Origin of the sequence: Pseudoalteromonas sp. C12FD-1, from assembly GCF_037414265.1 — a bacterium.
Lineage (GTDB): Bacteria > Pseudomonadota > Gammaproteobacteria > Enterobacterales > Alteromonadaceae > Pseudoalteromonas.
The window spans coordinates 1-17423 of record NZ_JBBEVD010000052.1 but is presented as its reverse complement, the minus strand read 5'-3'; the positions used below and the strand labels follow the sequence as shown (position 1 = coordinate 17423).

The window sequence follows — 17423 nt, the reverse complement described above, 5'->3', positions numbered from 1 at the left end:
GCGCCAAACAGTTAAATAAAGTGGCCTTTAATATATGGCTTAAACAAAGCGTTAATATCTATTTTTGCGTTTAACTTTGCCGCAATTAAATAAAGCCCAGTTAGCTTACGGTGAATAAACAACGCATCAACCGGCGGTGTATGCCATTGCTGCGACTGTGCACTCAATTCAAGCCCCGCATTTTTAATATTCGTTGCTAAAGGGCTGTTTTTAAAATCAAACTCGCCAGTGGTTCTTAGCGGCTCACACGCCATTAAAAATAAGTCAATAACATGATTTTTATAACGATCTACAATATCATCTTTAAAGTAACCTATCTGAGTTGCGGCGGCTAACACGCCCGCCCTATTGTTTTCAGTGCCTGCAATAAATAGTGACAGGTAAGCCTTGCTCAACTTACTCGAGATCTCTCGGGTTGCCCCAAAATCAAATAACACAATTTGCTTACTCTGGATCTGATAATGAAAATTAGCAAAGTTAGGATCGGTTTGAATTAGCTTAAACTCAAACATCTCTTTAAAAAATAAATCTATGAGACTCGCTGCAATATTATTTTGCTCGCCTTGGGGTAAATTGCTGAGCATTTCTATAGGTGTTGCTTGCACATACTCCATTGCCAAGATACGTTGTGTGTTATGAACACCAAATACTTTAGGCACTTTAAAATTAACGTGCTGGCTTAGCAACTCACCGACTCTTTTAAGGTAGTGTGCTTCGCGTTCATAATCAGCCTCGGCAAGTAGCTGCGCTTTAGCCTCATTAATTAGTGGCTGTATATCAAGCTCTTTAGGGATTAACCGCGCAATGTTTAATAGTGCAATAACATTGTCTACATCGCTATGCACACTTTGCGCAATACCTGGGTATTGAATTTTCACCGCCAGCTTTTCACCATTTTCTTGATAAGCTAAGTGCACTTGGCCAATAGAAGCCGTTGCAAATGGCCTAAGTTCAATATGCGAAAAACGATTAAGCCAGTCATCCCCCCATTCACTTTTAAGTACCTTAACTAATTGATTGTGCGGCATTGGGTTTGCATCAGCGCGAAGCAATGCAAGTAATTGAGTAAGCTCAGGACTTAATAGCTCGCCAGCATCCATAGACAATAATTGCCCTAGTTTCATGGCAGCACCACGAAGGTGTGCAAGCTGAACAGCTAGTTTTTCTATGTTTTTAGGTTGTAAGAGTAAAGCTTTATTATTCCAACCATTACCCGAAAGCGCACTTTTAGTGCCATCTATAAGCATGTTGGTTGCAACACCACTGGCTAAGGAGCCAAGCTTTGCAAATCGAGAGAGTCTTGAGGTAGGTACACTGCGCGAAGCTGCCATTATAAACACCTAATTAGCCTGAGAAACAGGCTAATTAATACGTACATTTTACTGGGCTCGATCTATTTAACCATATGTTTGGATAATAAAACTAACGTAAGCAGTGTGCTGGTCATTAAAGGCGTGGTACCAGTTTAATTGCCCCTTCAACCACTTTCATATCAAGCGGTAACTTACTTAGCAGCATCATTTTAGGGTCGTCCATATTTAATGTATAAACAGGATTTACTGCTAAAAATGCGTTTATAACATCCATCGCTTCATTATCAAGCGCCGCTAAATTACCTTTAAAGCCACCTGCATCCACGCTCGAATCTAGAAGTTTAACATTACGTAAAAACACGGCTTTTTTTTCACTGTCGTAAAACGGGCTACCCTCAATTTGTAGCGTTAAGCGTACTGGGTATTTTAGTGCGAATGCGTTTACTTCTGCAGTTGAGTCTGCGCCAAGTACTACGACGTCGCGGTTATCAGGACCTATATTTACACTTAAATCGTTCACATCAAACTGCACCGGCAGCCCCATTAAGCTCACTTTTTCACTTAATTTGGGCAACTGTTTACCCAGCACACTTTCTACTTCTGAGCTGGTAAATGAGTAAACTGACACGCCTTGTGTAGAATTACATGCGCTTAAAAGTAGTGTGGTTAAAAACAGTATTAAAATTCTCATGCTAACCTTTATCCTCGTTGGTATTATAAAAAAGCCGCTAAAACAGCGGCTTTTATCATGTAACACCTGTATTTAGTTCAAGTTAATTACATATTATGCTGTAAAAATCGTTTTAATTTTAGCTAGTGTGTCAGGCTCAACTGAACCCTTACTGAGCGCTAATAACTGCTTTAAATAATAGTTTAAATCAGCATGCTCACCGCGGTGTTTATCATCAAGCATGGCAACTTGCTCAGCCATTCTCAGCGCTGCGTTTTGCGAGCTTACATTAGCAAGAATTTCCATTCTTGTAATCAGCTGCTCACTACTAAGCGACGTCGTTAACGGTGCTTGAAACTGGCTCGGCACTACATCGTTGTTTTCAAGAGCAGTGATCAGCGCTTCAAATTGCGCATGCTGCGCTTGGCTTGTAAGTAAAGCGAGCTTTTCGTCAATAGCACTTAATAATGCTGCCACTTTTGACGCAAGCGATTTATATTGTGCGTAGCCTTTGACTTTGGTTTCAAGATCATGCAATTGGGCTTTTTGATTTACTTGCTCAAGAGCACTTTCTAGCTCTGCCAGTTCTATTGCAGCTTGTTTATCTGTTTCGTTTTGAGCCAGCTTTTGCTGCTCAAACTCACTGCTACGTTTGCTAAAGGTTTCATCGTTATATTGGCGAAACTTTTGCCACAGCGCATTTTCGGCTTTTAAACCTGCAAAACCTATACTTTGCCATTGCTGTTGTAATTGCTTTAACTCTTGGCATGCCGCCGCTAAATCTTCACTTTGCGACAGCGCAGAGGCGCGCTCCACTAAGGCATTTTTTTGTGCTGCGTTACCTTTATGGTATGCATTTAATATAGCAAGAACGCTCTGCTGCTGTGTTTTAAAGCTTTCGTTTAATACGCGGTATGTTTTAGGGTCAACTTTCCCTACGTTACGCCACGCTTTATTTAAACGGTTGTATTGGCTTTCAAACTGCTTCCAATCAAAGCTTTCAATAGCGGTGTCTTGCTCGCTTAGTGCTTGCATATCGTTTATCAGTACTTCACGCTGGGCTTTTGCCGCTTCGCGCGCCACTTCTTGCTCGGCAAAATAGCTACGACACGGTGCAAATAATAGCTCTATGTTGCTATCAAACTGCTCACCTTGTTTTTTTTCTTGATCTGTATCTAAGCGACCTAGCTCGTTCCAACGCTTACGAAACGCTTTAACTTGCTCAGCACGCTGTTGAGGGTCGTCACACGGTTGGTCAACTAATGCTGCCACCTCTTCAAGTAAAGCTTCGCGTTTTGGTGCTGCTGCATATTTTTGCCAATCTTTAGCTTCTGCAAGTTGTGCTTCTAAATCAGCTTTTAAGTTTACCAGTGGTTGCTGAAATTGCGGTGTTAATTTATCAAACAACTCTTCAAAGCCTTTAAATACACCAAAGGCAACATTAAAGCGGCCTTGCTCTATAAGGCGTTTTACATCACGTGCTTTACGCTTAGCTGTGCTTTGATTTTTTTCAAGTGGCTTTGTCAGCTCACTTATTTGCGCTAAAAACTGTTTTTTATATGCGTTTAATTGCGATTTAGAGTTTTCCTGCAATGCCCCATCAAGCACATTTAAATGGCTGCGAGTTTGTTTAAATGTATTATTAAAACGTGTTAAAACATCGTCGTAATCGGCTAGCTGTTGCGCAGGCTCAATGGCTTTGAGCTCATCAAACGCAATTTTAAATTTCGCAATTGCGCTACTAAGCTCTGGTAGTTTTACCACCTGATTGAATAGCTTTTCAAGCTTTGTAATAACGTGCTTAGTTTGTGCGTTATCGCCGTGTTGTGCGTCGGTTAACGTTTGCTTAGCTTGCGCTACTTTAGCTTCTAACCAATCTTGCTGAATTTGTTCTGGCGTTTCTAAACCTAGTTGCAATGCGTTTTCTATTTCTTCGCTCAACGCTTCAAGTGTTGCTAAGGCTAATAATTGGCGCTGTTGCTCTGCTAAGCGCAGCTGCTCTTGCTCGTGTTGAGCTTTAAGTGTCGCAATATGCGTATCGAGTTTATCTGTAATACTGATATATTTTTTATCTAGTTCTTTAACGTGATCTTCGCTTAACCATTTAAGCTCAAGCGCTTGCCACTGCGCCATTAAATCGCCTGCTTGTGGATTAACTATGGCGTAATCGTTTTTATCACGTAGGGCGTTTAATTTGGCTAAAATTACACGGGTGGCACTCTCTACCTTAGCTGGCATTTCAATTGCTAAACGTTCGTTTTCAATATGTTGCTCAAGCTTAAGCTTTGCATCGCCTTTAGCATGCTTTACTAACGACTTAATAAGTTGGTGCGTTATAGCTAGTTCTACAAGTTGACTTTGAAGCTCTTCGCTGCCTTCTTTAAACGCTTTTTCAATTAATTTAGGGTTCGCTAAACGTTTTAAAAGTTTAACGCGCACTTGTAGTTCTTTTTCTGCAAAGGCGAGCTTTTCTAGCGTTTTAACCGGTGCAAAACGGTCTATATACTCACTTTTAATTTGTGTGCTTAATGCACTTTCGTTGTTTAGCACCGCGTTCGAAATTTGTATTTCGGCTACTTCTTTAAGAGCCTGATCTTGTTTATAGGCTTTCCACCACAGTGCTAAATTATTTACTTTTTGCAGTGCTTTGCGGCGTATTTCGGCTGAATTATCTTCCAGTGCTAATGTGCTTAAAATGGATGCGTCGCGCTCTACATCAAGCTTTTCAATTGCGTCTAGACGAACTTGTTGCTTTGGGTGTTTCCACTTAGGTGTAAAAAGGTGTTTAAAGATCATGTTCACTAAACCTAGCTATTTCGTTTTCTGATTTAAATTCTTTTTGTAGTTGTGCTTTTGTCTTTTGGATCATTTCGCCATTAGCGCCAATGGTAAATTGCTCGTTCGATTGCGCTATTTTAGCTTGGTAAAGCATAACAAGTTGCACCGTTTGTTGCTTTTGCTCATCAGAGAGCGGCGTACCATCGGGCCACTTACCCGTTGAAGCTCCGTACTGTAAACGCTCAAATAATTCTGGGGTGATATTTTGTACAAGGTTGTCAATATTCATGTCATCTTTTCTTTTTTAGAGTCACTAAAATAACGCGGTTTACTAAGTACCAAATACAGCCAACACCAATTGCGACTGTATAAGCGTACCACTCAAGGGTTTCTTTTGCGGGCTGCAAAAAGTACAAGCAAAAAAAGCCACCTAAAAATAGTATGAGCGCCAAGAAAGAATGGTTCATAAACATTTGCTGTTTTTTAATTCGCTGTTCGCGCTGAAGCTGTTGTACCTGCTCAGAATTAAGTGCGCCAATGTTACTATTGCAATGCGGGCACTGCTGATGTTTATCTGAAATTGATTTTGCACACTTGGGGCAATGAATAATCGCCATACTACTCTCCATACTACGCATAAAAAAAGCGCCTTGCGGCGCCTTTTATTGTACTTGTTTTATTGCTCGTTGTCTTTTTTGAATTTAACCCAGTAGTCATCTACAGATTGCTTCATCTCTTTACGCAATAACATAATGCCAAATAAGTTAGGCAAGGTCATAACGACAATTGCAACGGCTGCTAATTTCCATACTAAAGTGGTATCGGCAAACGACGCCCAAAAGAACGCCGCAACGTAAAATACGCGATACGGCATAACCGAGCGATTACCAAGTAAGTAAATCATGGCACGGTCACCGTAGTACGACCATGCAATGGCAGTAGAAAATGCGAATAACAATAAACCTATCGATACGATGTATTGGCCACTATCGCCAAAAAAGCCTCGTGTAAACGCTTTGGTTGTTAGCTCTGCTGAATGCACCAACGATTTACCAATTAAACTTATGCTGTCGTCGGTTGGCATGCCGTTTTTCACCTCAACAATACCTGTGTATTTATGTTTTTCGGTAATGCCAAAACGTATGTCTTCACCAATTGAGCGAGAATGTAATACGGTAAAACCATTACTTGTTGGCTCGCCGTTAACCACATCAATATTACCGTTAAATAGCTCTACCTTGCTATCGTTACCATTTAGGTAGTTGTATAGCTCTTGGCGCTGCGCTTTGTTAGTTTCTGAGTAGTCACCTTTAATAATACTCATTGATGAACGCTCAAAATGCGTTTCGAATTTTTCGTTCCACACACCTGACGATAAAATAACTAAGCCTGTTAATGTACAAATGATGATTGTATCGATAAACGGCTCTAAAATAGATACCATACCTTCTGAAACTGGTTCATCTGCTTTTGCTGATGCGTGAGCAATGGGTGCTGAACCTTGACCGGCTTCATTTGAGAACAAACCACGATTTACGCCTCTGTTAAATGCATACGCAAAAGATGCACCTAAAAAGCCACCCGCTGCTGCTGAGCCAGTGAAAGCATCAACAAAAATTGAGGCAAACGAAGGTCCGATGTTTTCTACATTGTAAAAAATAACACCTAACGCCCCCACTATGTAAATAACAGCCATAATTGGCACTACACGTGATGTAATTGCAGCAATACGCTTGATACCGCCTAAAATAACCAACGCGAGTAAAATAGATAACACAGCACCGGTTGCCATAGGGGCAAAACCAAATGTGGCTTCCATACCCTGCGCAATATTATTAATTTGTGGCAAGCTGCCTGTACCAAATGAACTAATTACAGTGGCAACGGCAAATAAAATAGCTAGCCACTTCATGTTAAGGCGTTTATCCATGTAATACATAGGGCCACCCGCCATGGTGCCATCTTGTGTTTTTTCGCGGTATTTGTGCGAAAGCGTTACTTCTACAAATTTGGTGGTCATACCAAAAAATGCCGTCATCCACATCCAAAATAGTGCTGCTGGGCCACCAATAGAAATAGCCAAGGCCACCCCGCCAATGTTACCCGTACCTACGGTGCCAGAAAGCGCAGTAGCAAGCGCTTGAAAGTGGGTGGTGTCACCCTCGGTGCCTTTTTTGTCAAACTTACCGGTAACCACTTTACACGCATGTTTGAAATAACGAATTTGTGGGAATTTTAAATAAATAGTAAAAAATAGACCAACTCCTAACAGCACGTAGGGAAACCAAACAGCCCCCCCTAACATGCCATCTAGGCTATCTAAAAGTTGTCCGAATGCATCCACGCTAAATACCTCTTATTATTTTATTTGAGACTGTTGATTGTTTATTACTTATTGAGAGCTAGGTAATACGATAACTAAGCTATTGCGCACTTTTATTATTTGTTAATTTTGTAATAAAAAAGGGCAACATTTTAATGTTGCCCTTACCTTATACTAATTTATCTTAATTTATCAACGACATTTACGATTGCGGCTAAAGTATCTTGGCCAAATTGATACGAGCGGCGGTCTGACCAGCCGTAATCAGGATCTGGTAAGTCGTTATTGTCTTTGAAAGGCATCTCAATTGTGTAAGTAAGTGCTTTAAATTCTTCTGCGGTTGCAGATGAGCCAACCGTTAAATTAGCTTTACCCGGCTCGTCTTTATCGTAGCCGTGTTCATCTTGAAACTCAGGGGTAATAGTAAGCAGCGCTGCTTTAAAGCTATCTTCTAAGTCTTTTAAGCGGTCATCGTAGCTTGGAATCCCCTCACTACCTGCTACAAAGTTATAAGGAATAGCTTCATCGCCGTGAATATCTAAGTGCATATCTAGGCCGGTTTCGCGCATTTTATTAAGCACTAAATACACTTCTGGGCTATTTTCCATGCTCGGTGTTTGCCACTCACGGTTTAAGTTAACGCCTTTTGCATTAGTACGAAGGTGACCCCGTACACTGCCATCTGGGTTCATGTTTGGGACTACATAAAATACGGCTTTTGATAAAAGCGCTGCTGCATGAGGGTCTTCATCATCAAGCAGTTTGTGTAATAGTCCTTCTACAAACCATTCTGCCATTGTTTCGCCTGGGTGTTGGCGCGCTGTGATCCAGATTGTTTTTTTATCTTCGCTAGGCTGACCAATTTTAAGCACGCTCATGTCACGGCCATCAAGTGTTTCGCCTAATGTTTGTAGTTGGCAAAGCTCTTCGCTTTGTGCCCACGCTAATAAATCTAAATGACGCTCGTAGCTGTAAGGCGCAAAGTAAGCAAAATAAACGCTACCGCACTCGGGCTCTAGCTCAAACGTTAGCGTACCATTTTCGTAATTTGACGGCACACGGAACCAGGTTTGACGATCGTACGATGCAACCGTTTGGTAACCTTCCCATCCATCTGGGTAGGCTGATTTGTCTAAATTATTAATATTTAACTTATGCAATTGATAAGGTGTTGTTTCTAAGCGAAAGTGAAACCATTGATAAAATTCAGACTGGTGATCGTTGTTAATTTCTAATTGAATATTTAGCGGATCGGTGGCTTCGATAACCTTTATGTTACCACTATCAAAATTGCTGCTGATTTTCATGAAAAAACCTTAAGGTAGAATAAGTTTATCTGCTTAACTTGCAGAACTGACACTATTTTATAAATAGTAAAATGCATAATTACGGGATAACCGCAGTACACATCTCAATAATTAAAGCCTACCACACAGGGTACACTTTAAAAATATAACGCGACTAAAAAAGCCAGCAAAAAAGCTGGCTTAATATAATTGCGTTTATATTAGCGAGGTAAACTTGGGAAAGCCACTTCAGCCATATCACGCATACAACGGACTACTTGGCAGCTGTAGCCAAATTCATTGTCGTACCATACGTATAAAACAACGCGGTTACCTTCAACAATTGTAGCTTGCGAATCAACAACACCCGCGTAGCGGCTACCAACTAAATCGGTAGATACGATTTCGGTCGAGGCGGTGTAGTCAATTTGGTCGCGCAATTCTGAATGTAGTGCGGTTTCACGTAAAAACGCATTTAGCTCTTCAACAGACGTGCTGCTATTGAGGTTTAAGTTTAATATGGCAAGCGATACATTAGGTGTAGGCACACGAATCGCATTACCTGTTAGCTTACCTTCAAGCTCAGGAAGCGCTTTAGATACCGCTTTAGCTGCACCTGTTTCGGTAATTACCATATTAAGTGCAGCAGCACGTCCACGACGCTCTGCTTTGTGGTAGTTATCAATAAGGTTTTGATCGTTTGTGTAAGAGTGTACGGTTTCTACGTGGCCGTTATTAATACCAAACTTATCGTTTAATGCTTTAAGGGTTGGCGTAATCGCATTGGTGGTACAGCTTGCTGCACATACGATTTTATCTTCAGGCTTGATGTCTTGGTTATTTACACCATAAACAATGTTTTTAATATTGCCTTTAGCCGGTGCTGTTAATAGTACTTTTGCAGCCCCTTTAGACTCTAAGTGCTGGCCAAGGCCTGCCTCGTCTTTCCAAATACCGGTGTTATCGACTACTAGTGCATTTTCGATACCGTAAGCGGTGTAATCAACCTCGCTTGGCGAGTTAGCATAAATCACTTGGATGTAGCTACCATTCGCTTTAATTGCATTACGCTCTTTATCAATAGTAATTGAGCCATTAAATGGGCCATGAATTGAATCGCGACGCAGCAAGCTTGCACGTTTTTCAAGGTCGCCTTCTTTACCACCACGTACCACAATTGCGCGTAGGCGTAAGTCGGCATAAGGACCTGATTTTTCGATTAATAAGCGCGCCAATAAACGCCCTATACGACCAAAGCCATACAATACAACATCACGCGGCTCTTTGGCTGGTGAGTCTGCAATTTCGGCTAATTCGTCTTTTACAAATTCATCAACTGTGCGGCCATTAGCAGCCTCACCGTACAAGTAGCTATAAGCAAGTTTACCAATATCAATACGAGCTGAATTTAGCTCCATTTTGCTAATCGCTTCTAAAAACGGAAAGCTTTCACGTAAGCGTAATTTAGTGCCTTCGAATTGCGCTACAGTTTTATGTGATTTGATAATATCGATAGTACTGGCATTAACGAGAGGACGGCCATATACAGCGATTTCTATGCCACGGTTACGATAAAGCTTACCAATAATAGGTTGCATGCTTTCGGCGTAATCTTGGCGCTCTTGCCAACTATTTGTATATTCTAATTCGTGAGATGAGGTCATTTTATTTACCTAATTTAATCATTTTGAACGGATAGCCTTTAAAAATGCATTAGATTTTGAGAGTAATGCACTCCAGGCAGGGCTATTCTAAGTTAATCTAAAGTTATTCTCTACTGTTAGCGCACAAATGATTGCGCTAGAATAGTAATGTATATATTCATTTGAGGTTAAGGGATGGTTTTAAGAGCAAGCGTAATACTAACAATGCTAGCGTTAACAGGATGCGAAGAACCACTGACTCTCGCTCAGGTATGTAAAGAAACACCTGGCTTTTGCAGTGATTTAAATAAAGATAGTCATTGTAAGAATGAACGCTCTGAGGTTATTTTAAAACGCTATATTGAATATAAAAAACCCACAGATGAAAACAAATACCAATTACTTAAAGGGTTTGAGTCGTATAATCAATGTATTACTTTAGCCGCAAAAATAGAACATATTAAGCTAAAGTCTAAAACGACCTCGCGCATAGAAGGCCAACTTACAAGCCTTAAAGAAATGACACGACTTTATCAAGACACAAAAAACACAAACCACCCTGGTTTGCTTTACTATCATTGGTCACGTAATAATGAACAAAGTGCACTAACACGGTTACTTGCATTAGAAAATGATGAAAGCGTAACAAGTAGTGCAGAGATGCAGTTTTACCTCGCTTCTTATTACATTAAATTTGATGATGAAAAAACGATTGATTTGCTTTACAAAACGCTTGAGCTAAATAAACCAGGCCAACAGCCAAACCCTGAAGTGTATGCCTCGTTAATCAGCTTGTTTTATAAGCACGATAAATATAAACACGCTTATATTTTTTCGAAAGTGGCGCAAAGCGCTGGTATTGAGAATATAGATTTATTACCAATTGAGCATCAACTTATGAGCGATGGTAAAAATTTAGACGCACTCGATTCCCTTGCTCAACAAACGTATGAGCAAATACAAAACGGTGAGTTTGTATCGCCACGAGAATTTTAGGTAAGCAAAACCCTGGCATTATCTCAGCCCGCAATAATTCTTAATCATTTTGCGGGGTTAAACGTGTCGCCAAATGGTTTTTAAATAAAAAAGGCAGCTTACGCTGCCCTTTTTTATTTTGCTTTGCTTGTACCCACTTCTACACGGGTTTTAAGCTTTTGACCTGGTCTAAAGGTCACCACGCGGCGCGCCGAAATAGGAATGTCTTCTCCTGTTTTCGGGTTTCGGCCTGGTCTTTCTTTTTTATCACGAAGATCAAAGTTACCAAATCCAGAGAGCTTAACCTGCTCGCCTTTTTCAAGCGCTGAGCGGATTTCTTCAAAAAACGCTTCAACTAAATCTTTGGCATCTTTTTTATTGATCCCGAGCTTTTCAAATAGGTGTTCAGCTATGTCGGCTTTAGTAAGCGCCATATCTAGTCCCTCAACGATGCATTAAACTTTTCGGCCAATGTGGCCACCACGTTATCAACTACCAGATTGATATCTTTCTCTTCGAGTGTTCTATCAACCGCCTGCAGTGTTAGAGCAATCGCCAAACTCTTATAATTTGGCTCAATACCTTTGCCCTTATACACATCGAATAAGTTTAGGTCAACCAATTGATTTCCGCCAACTTTTTCTATTGTGCTTAAAATATCACCTGAATTAACGCTGTCAGCCACTAAAATCGCGATGTCGCGGCGATTTGAAGGGAATTTTGAAACCCCTACAGCTTGCGGTAAATTTCTTTTTTCTATTGCAGACATTTCAATTTCAAATACAAAAGTTGCGTTATTGATATCTAACGATTTTTGCACCTGAGGATGAAGAGCACCAAAAAATCCTACCTTTTTACCATCAACATAAATTACCGCTGATTGGCCCGGGTGTAAACCGTCTGACTGCTCTGCTTTAATTTCAAAACGGCTTGTATCGTTGGTGATTGCTAATAAGGCTTCAACATCACCTTTTAAGTCGTAAAAATCAACGTTACGTTTTTGCTCAACCCAATGCTCGCCGTGTGCAAGGCCGGTGATCACACCGCCAATAACAGGCACTTGCTGCAGGCCATTTTCTGCGCTGTCATCGCTGATAAATTTAAGACCATGCTCAAATAAACGAATACGTGGTTGTTGACGATTTTGATTATACGCAACCGATGCTAAAAGCCCTGGCATTAAGCTTACACGCATAGCCGACATTTCAATTGAAATTGGGTGCGGCAGTATAAGCGGTGTACTTTGCGGGTGTATAATTGCTTGTGCTTTAGGGTCTACAAAGCTGTACGTAATTGCTTCTTGGTAGCCACGTGTCACTAATACATTGCGAAACTTGCTAAGTGCAATTGTAGACTCATCATGCGTAGTCATTTTTAACTTTGCAGTAGGGGCAACATTTGGGATACTGTTGTAACCATAAACACGCGCAACTTCTTCAACTAAGTCTTCTTCAATAGAAATATCAAAACGGTAGCTTGGAATATCAGCACTCCAGCTGTCGTTTTCAAACTTAACGTCTAACCCTAAACGAGTTAGAATATCAGTCACTTTAGCATCATCAATATGATGACCAATTACACGGTCTAAACGCGCACGACGGAGGCGTACTTCTGTCACTTTTGGCAGTTTATCAGCAGCCACCGCTTCTACAACAGGTCCTGCTTCGCCGCCAACAATATCAAGTAATAAAGCAGTTGCACGCTCCATTGCATCATGTTGAAGAGCAAAATCTACCCCACGCTCATAGCGGTGTGATGCATCGGTATGTAGACCGTAACTACGGGCTTGACCTGCAATCGCGACCGGGTTAAAAAACGCGCTTTCTAATAAAATATCAGACGTTTTTTCTGTTACACCTGATTGCTCGCCACCAAAAATACCTGCAATCGCAAGTGCTTTATTATGATCGGCTATCACAAGTGTTGATTCGTTCAGTTTTGCAGTATTACCATCAAGTAATACTAGCTCTTCGCCTGCATGGGCATTACGAACTTTAATACCACCTTCAATTGCACTTAAATCGAATGCATGCATTGGATGGCCAAGCTCTAGTAATACATAGTTAGTAACATCAACAACAGGATCAATTGAGCGAATACCACTACGGCGAAGCTTTTCAACCATCCAAAGCGGTGTTTCTGCATCAAGGCTAATACCCTTTATCACTCGACCAAGGTAGCGAGGACATGCTTCTTCGTTCACCAGCTCAATGGATACTTTATCGTCAATTGCTGGAGTAACTGCTGGAATAGCTAATACATTTACATCAATGCTGTTTAAAACACCTACTTCACGAGCAAGGCCTTTTATACCTAAACAGTCACCACGGTTTGGCGTTAAGTCAACATCAATAATGCTGTCATCAAGGCCTAAGTATTCACGAAGATCTGCACCAATTGGCGCATCACTTGGTAGCTCCATGATACCGTCGCCTTCTTCACTAATACCTAGCTCAACAAAAGCACACAGCATGCCGTGTGATGGCTGACCGCGCAATTTGGCTTTTTTGATTTTAAAGTCGCCCGGTAAAACAGCACCAACAGTTGCAACAGCTACTTTAATGCCTTGGCGGCAGTTTGGCGCACCACACACAATATCAAGTAGCTCATCGCCACCTACATTGATTTTAGTAACGCGAAGTTTATCTGCATCTGGGTGCTGTGCGCACTCAACAACTTCACCAACTACTACGCCATTGAAATCCGCTGCCGCGCTCTCAACTGCGTCAACCTCAAGGCCAGCCATAGAAAGCTGTTCCGAAAGAGCTTGCGTATCAATAGCAGGATTTACCCACTCTCTTAACCACTTTTCACTAAATTTCATTTTATATTTTCACTCTTAACGGAACTGGTTTAGGAATTTTAAGTCATTTTCAAAAAATGCACGTAAGTCGTTTACGCCATAGCGCAGCATGGTTAAGCGCTCTACGCCCATACCAAAAGCAAAACCGGTGTATTTTTCTGGGTCAATGCCTACTGACTTAAGTACGTTAGGGTGAACCATGCCACAACCTAATACTTCGAGCCATTTACCGTCTTTACCCATAACATCTACTTCAGCTGAAGGCTCTGTAAATGGGAAGAATGAAGGACGGAAACGAATTTCCATATCTTCTTCAAAAAAGTTACGTAAGAAGTCGTGTAAAATACCCTTAAGCTCTGTGAAGCTTACATCAGTATCAACCATTAAACCTTCTACCTGATGAAACATCGGAGTATGCGTTTGGTCGTAGTCGTTACGATATACTCGACCTGGCGAAATAATTCGCAGTGGCGGTTGCTCTGTTTCCATAGTACGAATTTGCACACCACTTGTTTGGGTACGCAGTACTAACTTAGGATTAAAATAAAAGGTATCGTGATCAGCACGCGCTGGGTGATGCTCAGGAATATTTAACGCATCAAAGTTATGAAAATCATCTTCTACTTCTGGGCCTGATTTAACAGCAAAGCCTAGCTCGCCAAAAAAGCTTTCAATACGCTCAATTGTGCGTGTTACCGGATGAAGGCCACCTGTAGGCATTACGCGCCCTGGTAAAGTTACATCAATTGTTTCAGCAGCTAGCTTTTCTTCAAGCGCTTTACTTGCTAAAAGCTCACGCTTTTCATTAATTGCTACTTGTACATCTTGCTTAGCTTGGTTAATTACTTGGCCTGCTTCTTTGCGTTCTTCAGGAGCAATTTTACCCAGTGTTTTAAGTAAGCTTGTGATTTCGCCTTTTTTACCAAGGTAATTAACCCTGATCTCTTCTAGTTGCGCGATTTCACTGGCACTGGCAACTGCCTCAAGTGCTTGCGCTAAAATATTTTCTAAGTTCATTCGATACCTGATCTTTCACAGAAGGTGATTACAATTTTGTTGACTAATGATAACTGAAAGCAGGGTCTAGATTCTAGACCTACTACAGCTTTAACGTTGATTTTATGAAGGGAATTGTTAATTTTCGTTGTGCGGCCATTGATGCGTGATCTAATTTGTCTAATACGTCTAATAAAGCACGCATATCACGACTTAAGCGAGTCAATAAAAAGCGTGCGCATTCATCACTTAGTTCAAGCCCACGCATATGAGCTCGCTTAACAAGCGCTTGTGCTTTATCATCATCACTCATAGATCGAATTTGAAAGGTGGTTCCCCACTTTAGCCGAGACTCTAAGTCGGGCAAACTGATATTAAGCATATCAGGGAGCAAATCCGCCGTAACCACTAACATTTTTCCGGGCTCATTAAAGCGATTAAAAAAGTTAAAAAGGGCTTTTTCCCAGGCATCATTGCCAGCGACTAAGTGCACATCATCAATGCATAATACGTCAAGTGCTTCTAAGCCATCTAACACCATAGGGCCAAAATCGATAACTTCACGCATAGACAAAAGCATGTTTGACAAGCCCCGTTCTTGGGCTTGTATACAAGTAGCGTACAATAAGTGAGATTTACCAGAATCGCCTAAGCCACACAAATAGGTGTATTGAAATTTGTTGGCAAGCTTTGAAAAACTCGCTTTAAGGTGATTTACCTCTAAAGAGTCTTCCCCACCAAAGTAAGATGCAAATGTTTCATCGTCAGGCAATGTAACAGGTAGTGCCATTTGCATAGGCTCAGCGCTTAGCATTACTCACCGACCCATTGATACTCAAGACTGTTTTTGTCTACAACATGGTAAAATGCGCGTGGGTCTACATAATCTCTAAATGCACTATCAAGCCCAAGGCCCTTTTTAAGATCTCCTACACTACCGGTGTGGTTAAGCTTAAATTCGACAAATTCTGGGGTTTTGCGCATTATGGTTGCTTGCGTCACTACACTCAAACTTTGTAGGCGACGTTTGGCAAGTTCAATGTCGACAAAGCTTTGAGTACCCTTTAAGGTAAGCGTAGCCGCAGCCTGCTCATAATACGCGTTAGGGTCGATTGCGTATTCATTGGCTAAACCCAACGCTAAGCTGTCTATCATCTGACCTACTATTTGTTGTTTATCACCTTCAAGACGGTTTGAATCAAATAAATCATCATTAGTAAAACGCCAGTCTAAAATCCAAGTTTCGCTGTCGGGAGCTTGATACATGCGTGCTGTAATGCTGCGCTCGGCACTATAACGGCGCGACGCCTCTTCAACAGGCTCCGAAAAATTACCCCATACCTCAGGAATGCCAACCAAACGTCGGTCTTGTAAATCTAATAGTGGCACTACAACAGGTAAACCACGTCGTCCGGCTTTATCGTATATAAGCTGCTCTAACTGGGGATAACTCTCTTGTGTAACAAGCTCTCTGCGCCAGTTATCCTCAATACCTAACCAAATAGCAACTAATGGGCGTTGAACACCCCAAAGAGGTAAATTTAATTCTTTAATTAATTCATTGATTTTACGCGCTTCAAACTTAACAACGAGATGAAGCTGTCCGTTTGCTTTTTCATCGTATTCAAACTTGAGCATGTAATCAGAAATGTTTTTGGTGCGCTGCTGAGCAAGCTTATTTTGATCTGCGGATTCATCCCCGCTTACCTTTACTAACACATTGAGTAATGCTTTGCGGCTAGCGGCTAAACGCGTGTCTCGACTTTTATCATCGACTTTTAATATATCTTGATACAGATCAGTTACTTCAACTGCCGACACAGAGAAACAAAATATAAATGATATGGCACTAATTAATAATCTATACACTGGTTATTAGTTCTTGGTTTTAAACTGTTTTGATCCTAAATCAAAGCCAGTAACAAAGCAAAATTATATTTGTAATCTAGTTATTTTGAATAAATACGTTTATTTTAAAACTTAAATACAGAAACAAACTGCCTCTTAGTAATATACAAAGGGGATATTCATTGGCTAGGCGAATATACAGAACGCACACAATAAACTTTAAAAGCAATATTATGATTATGTAGTGTGCTTTATCCTAGAGTTTAGTGATATTCAGCCCACGCTACCAAAGTGGGGGAGACTGTGTGAATAAAATCTGATAACCCAACTCGTGAAATAAGAACACTATAATTATTATCGATGATTTTTAGCGCCGGGTGTCGCTTTGCTCGCCCGACCTACATGATAGGTTTAGAAGTGAATGTATTATGTGTGCGAATTTCGCTTGTATGAAGACGTAAAAAAGCCGCTTCGAAATGAAACGGCTTTCGTGTATTTAGAGTCGGTGCGCTACGCAGTAGAATGTCGTGGTGCCCACAGCGGTAGTGAGCCACATAGCAAAGTACTCTTAATGTTTTTCAATGGGATTCACTGGGCACTGAGGTGGTCGTCGCGTTCTTTTACCCGTGGGTTTCGTGATACTCAACCCAGGCAACGAAGTACAGGTTGACGCTGTGCAGCTGACGGCTGATAGCTAATATTTTCACTTTCTTACAGACGCAAAAAAGCCGCTTCATTTCTGAAGCGGCTTTCTCGTATTTGGAGCCTGGCAATGTCCTACTTTCACA

The 17423-nt window shown here is 41.1% G+C and carries 14 protein-coding genes; 1 reads left to right on the top strand and 13 read right to left on the bottom strand.

Features of this window, described 5'->3' with window-relative positions; translation table 11 throughout:
* Positions 1-11: 11 nt before the first annotated feature.
* The 8 genes from WDB87_RS07395 to WDB87_RS07360 all read right to left on the bottom strand — a co-directional run bounded on the left by WDB87_RS07395 (position 12) and on the right by WDB87_RS07360 (position 10034).
* Positions 12-1331, bottom strand: a complete 1320-nt coding sequence (locus tag WDB87_RS07395; protein WP_337849478.1) for an ABC1 kinase family protein — start codon at positions 1329-1331, stop codon at positions 12-14.
* 115 nt (positions 1332-1446) lie between these two features.
* Positions 1447-2004 (bottom strand): DUF1439 domain-containing protein, encoded by a 558-nt coding sequence (locus WDB87_RS07390; protein ID WP_286246896.1) that lies wholly within the window; start codon positions 2002-2004, stop codon positions 1447-1449.
* A gap of 93 nt (positions 2005-2097) precedes the next feature.
* On the bottom strand, positions 2098-4779 hold the full coding sequence (locus WDB87_RS07385; protein WP_337849477.1) for a DUF349 domain-containing protein: 2682 nt from the start codon (positions 4777-4779) through the stop codon (positions 2098-2100).
* Positions 4769-5050, bottom strand: coding sequence for a YeaC family protein (locus WDB87_RS07380; RefSeq protein WP_004587239.1), 282 nt, complete (start codon positions 5048-5050; stop codon positions 4769-4771). The genes WDB87_RS07385 and WDB87_RS07380 overlap by 11 nt, the downstream gene beginning before the upstream one ends.
* Before the next feature lies 1 nt (position 5051).
* A complete protein-coding gene (locus WDB87_RS07375) occupies positions 5052-5378 on the bottom strand; it encodes a hypothetical protein (protein WP_286247686.1) in 327 nt (108 codons plus the stop codon).
* A 59-nt stretch (positions 5379-5437) separates the two neighbouring features.
* Positions 5438-7105, bottom strand: coding sequence for an alanine/glycine:cation symporter family protein (locus WDB87_RS07370; protein WP_337849476.1), 1668 nt, complete (start codon positions 7103-7105; stop codon positions 5438-5440).
* Positions 7106-7263: 158 nt separating this feature from the next.
* Complete coding sequence (locus WDB87_RS07365) at positions 7264-8391, bottom strand: M14 family metallopeptidase (protein WP_337849475.1); 1128 nt, start codon at positions 8389-8391, stop codon at positions 7264-7266.
* Positions 8392-8591: 200 nt separating this feature from the next.
* Positions 8592-10034 carry a glyceraldehyde-3-phosphate dehydrogenase gene (locus WDB87_RS07360; RefSeq protein WP_286246886.1) on the bottom strand — a complete coding sequence of 481 codons (1443 nt, stop codon included), beginning with the start codon at positions 10032-10034 and terminating at the stop codon, positions 8592-8594.
* Positions 10035-10208: 174 nt separating this feature from the next.
* On the opposite strand from WDB87_RS07360, the gene WDB87_RS07355 reads away from it, so the two are divergent.
* The gene (locus WDB87_RS07355; protein ID WP_286246884.1) at positions 10209-11009 is read left to right on the top strand and encodes a DUF2989 domain-containing protein; all 801 of its coding nucleotides are present in this window, start codon (positions 10209-10211) and stop codon (positions 11007-11009) included.
* 113 nt (positions 11010-11122) lie between these two features.
* Here the strand turns inward: WDB87_RS07355 and ihfA are convergent, their stop codons facing one another.
* The 5 genes from ihfA to WDB87_RS07330 form a co-directional block, all read right to left on the bottom strand.
* Positions 11123-11422, bottom strand: coding sequence for an integration host factor subunit alpha (ihfA, locus tag WDB87_RS07350; protein WP_002960690.1), 300 nt, complete (start codon positions 11420-11422; stop codon positions 11123-11125).
* Positions 11423-11424: 2 nt separating this feature from the next.
* Complete coding sequence (pheT, locus tag WDB87_RS07345) at positions 11425-13812, bottom strand: phenylalanine--tRNA ligase subunit beta (RefSeq protein WP_337849474.1); 2388 nt, start codon at positions 13810-13812, stop codon at positions 11425-11427.
* 15 nt (positions 13813-13827) lie between these two features.
* Entirely contained in the window at positions 13828-14808 is a 981-nt protein-coding gene (gene pheS / locus WDB87_RS07340; protein ID WP_286246835.1) for a phenylalanine--tRNA ligase subunit alpha, read from the bottom strand.
* An 82-nt stretch (positions 14809-14890) separates the two neighbouring features.
* Entirely contained in the window at positions 14891-15601 is a 711-nt protein-coding gene (hda, locus tag WDB87_RS07335; protein ID WP_198401346.1) for a DnaA regulatory inactivator Hda, read from the bottom strand.
* Entirely contained in the window at positions 15601-16656 is a 1056-nt protein-coding gene (locus WDB87_RS07330; protein WP_337849473.1) for a DUF2066 domain-containing protein, read from the bottom strand. Before WDB87_RS07330 ends, hda begins: the two co-directional genes overlap by 1 nt.
* Positions 16657-17423: the final 767 nt, after the last annotated feature.

Excerpts from the sequence above, each read along its gene's own strand:
- WDB87_RS07365 (WP_337849475.1), bottom strand. The coding sequence starts at position 8,391 with ATGAAAATCAGCAGCAATTTTGATAGTGGTAACATAAAGGTTATCGAA.
- pheS (WP_286246835.1), bottom strand. The coding sequence starts at position 14,808 with ATGAACTTAGAAAATATTTTAGCGCAAGCACTTGAGGCAGTTGCCAGT.
- WDB87_RS07395 (WP_337849478.1), bottom strand. The coding sequence starts at position 1,331 with ATGGCAGCTTCGCGCAGTGTACCTACCTCAAGACTCTCTCGATTTGCA.
- hda (WP_198401346.1), bottom strand. The coding sequence starts at position 15,601 with ATGCTAAGCGCTGAGCCTATGCAAATGGCACTACCTGTTACATTGCCT.
- WDB87_RS07380 (WP_004587239.1), bottom strand. The coding sequence starts at position 5,050 with ATGAATATTGACAACCTTGTACAAAATATCACCCCAGAATTATTTGAG.
- WDB87_RS07385 (WP_337849477.1), bottom strand. The coding sequence starts at position 4,779 with ATGATCTTTAAACACCTTTTTACACCTAAGTGGAAACACCCAAAGCAA.
- pheT (WP_337849474.1), bottom strand. The coding sequence starts at position 13,812 with ATGAAATTTAGTGAAAAGTGGTTAAGAGAGTGGGTAAATCCTGCTATT.
- WDB87_RS07355 (WP_286246884.1), top strand. The coding sequence starts at position 10,209 with ATGGTTTTAAGAGCAAGCGTAATACTAACAATGCTAGCGTTAACAGGA.
- WDB87_RS07360 (WP_286246886.1), bottom strand. The coding sequence starts at position 10,034 with ATGACCTCATCTCACGAATTAGAATATACAAATAGTTGGCAAGAGCGC.
- WDB87_RS07390 (WP_286246896.1), bottom strand. The coding sequence starts at position 2,004 with ATGAGAATTTTAATACTGTTTTTAACCACACTACTTTTAAGCGCATGT.
- ihfA (WP_002960690.1), bottom strand. The coding sequence starts at position 11,422 with ATGGCGCTTACTAAAGCCGACATAGCTGAACACCTATTTGAAAAGCTC.
- WDB87_RS07375 (WP_286247686.1), bottom strand. The coding sequence starts at position 5,378 with ATGGCGATTATTCATTGCCCCAAGTGTGCAAAATCAATTTCAGATAAA.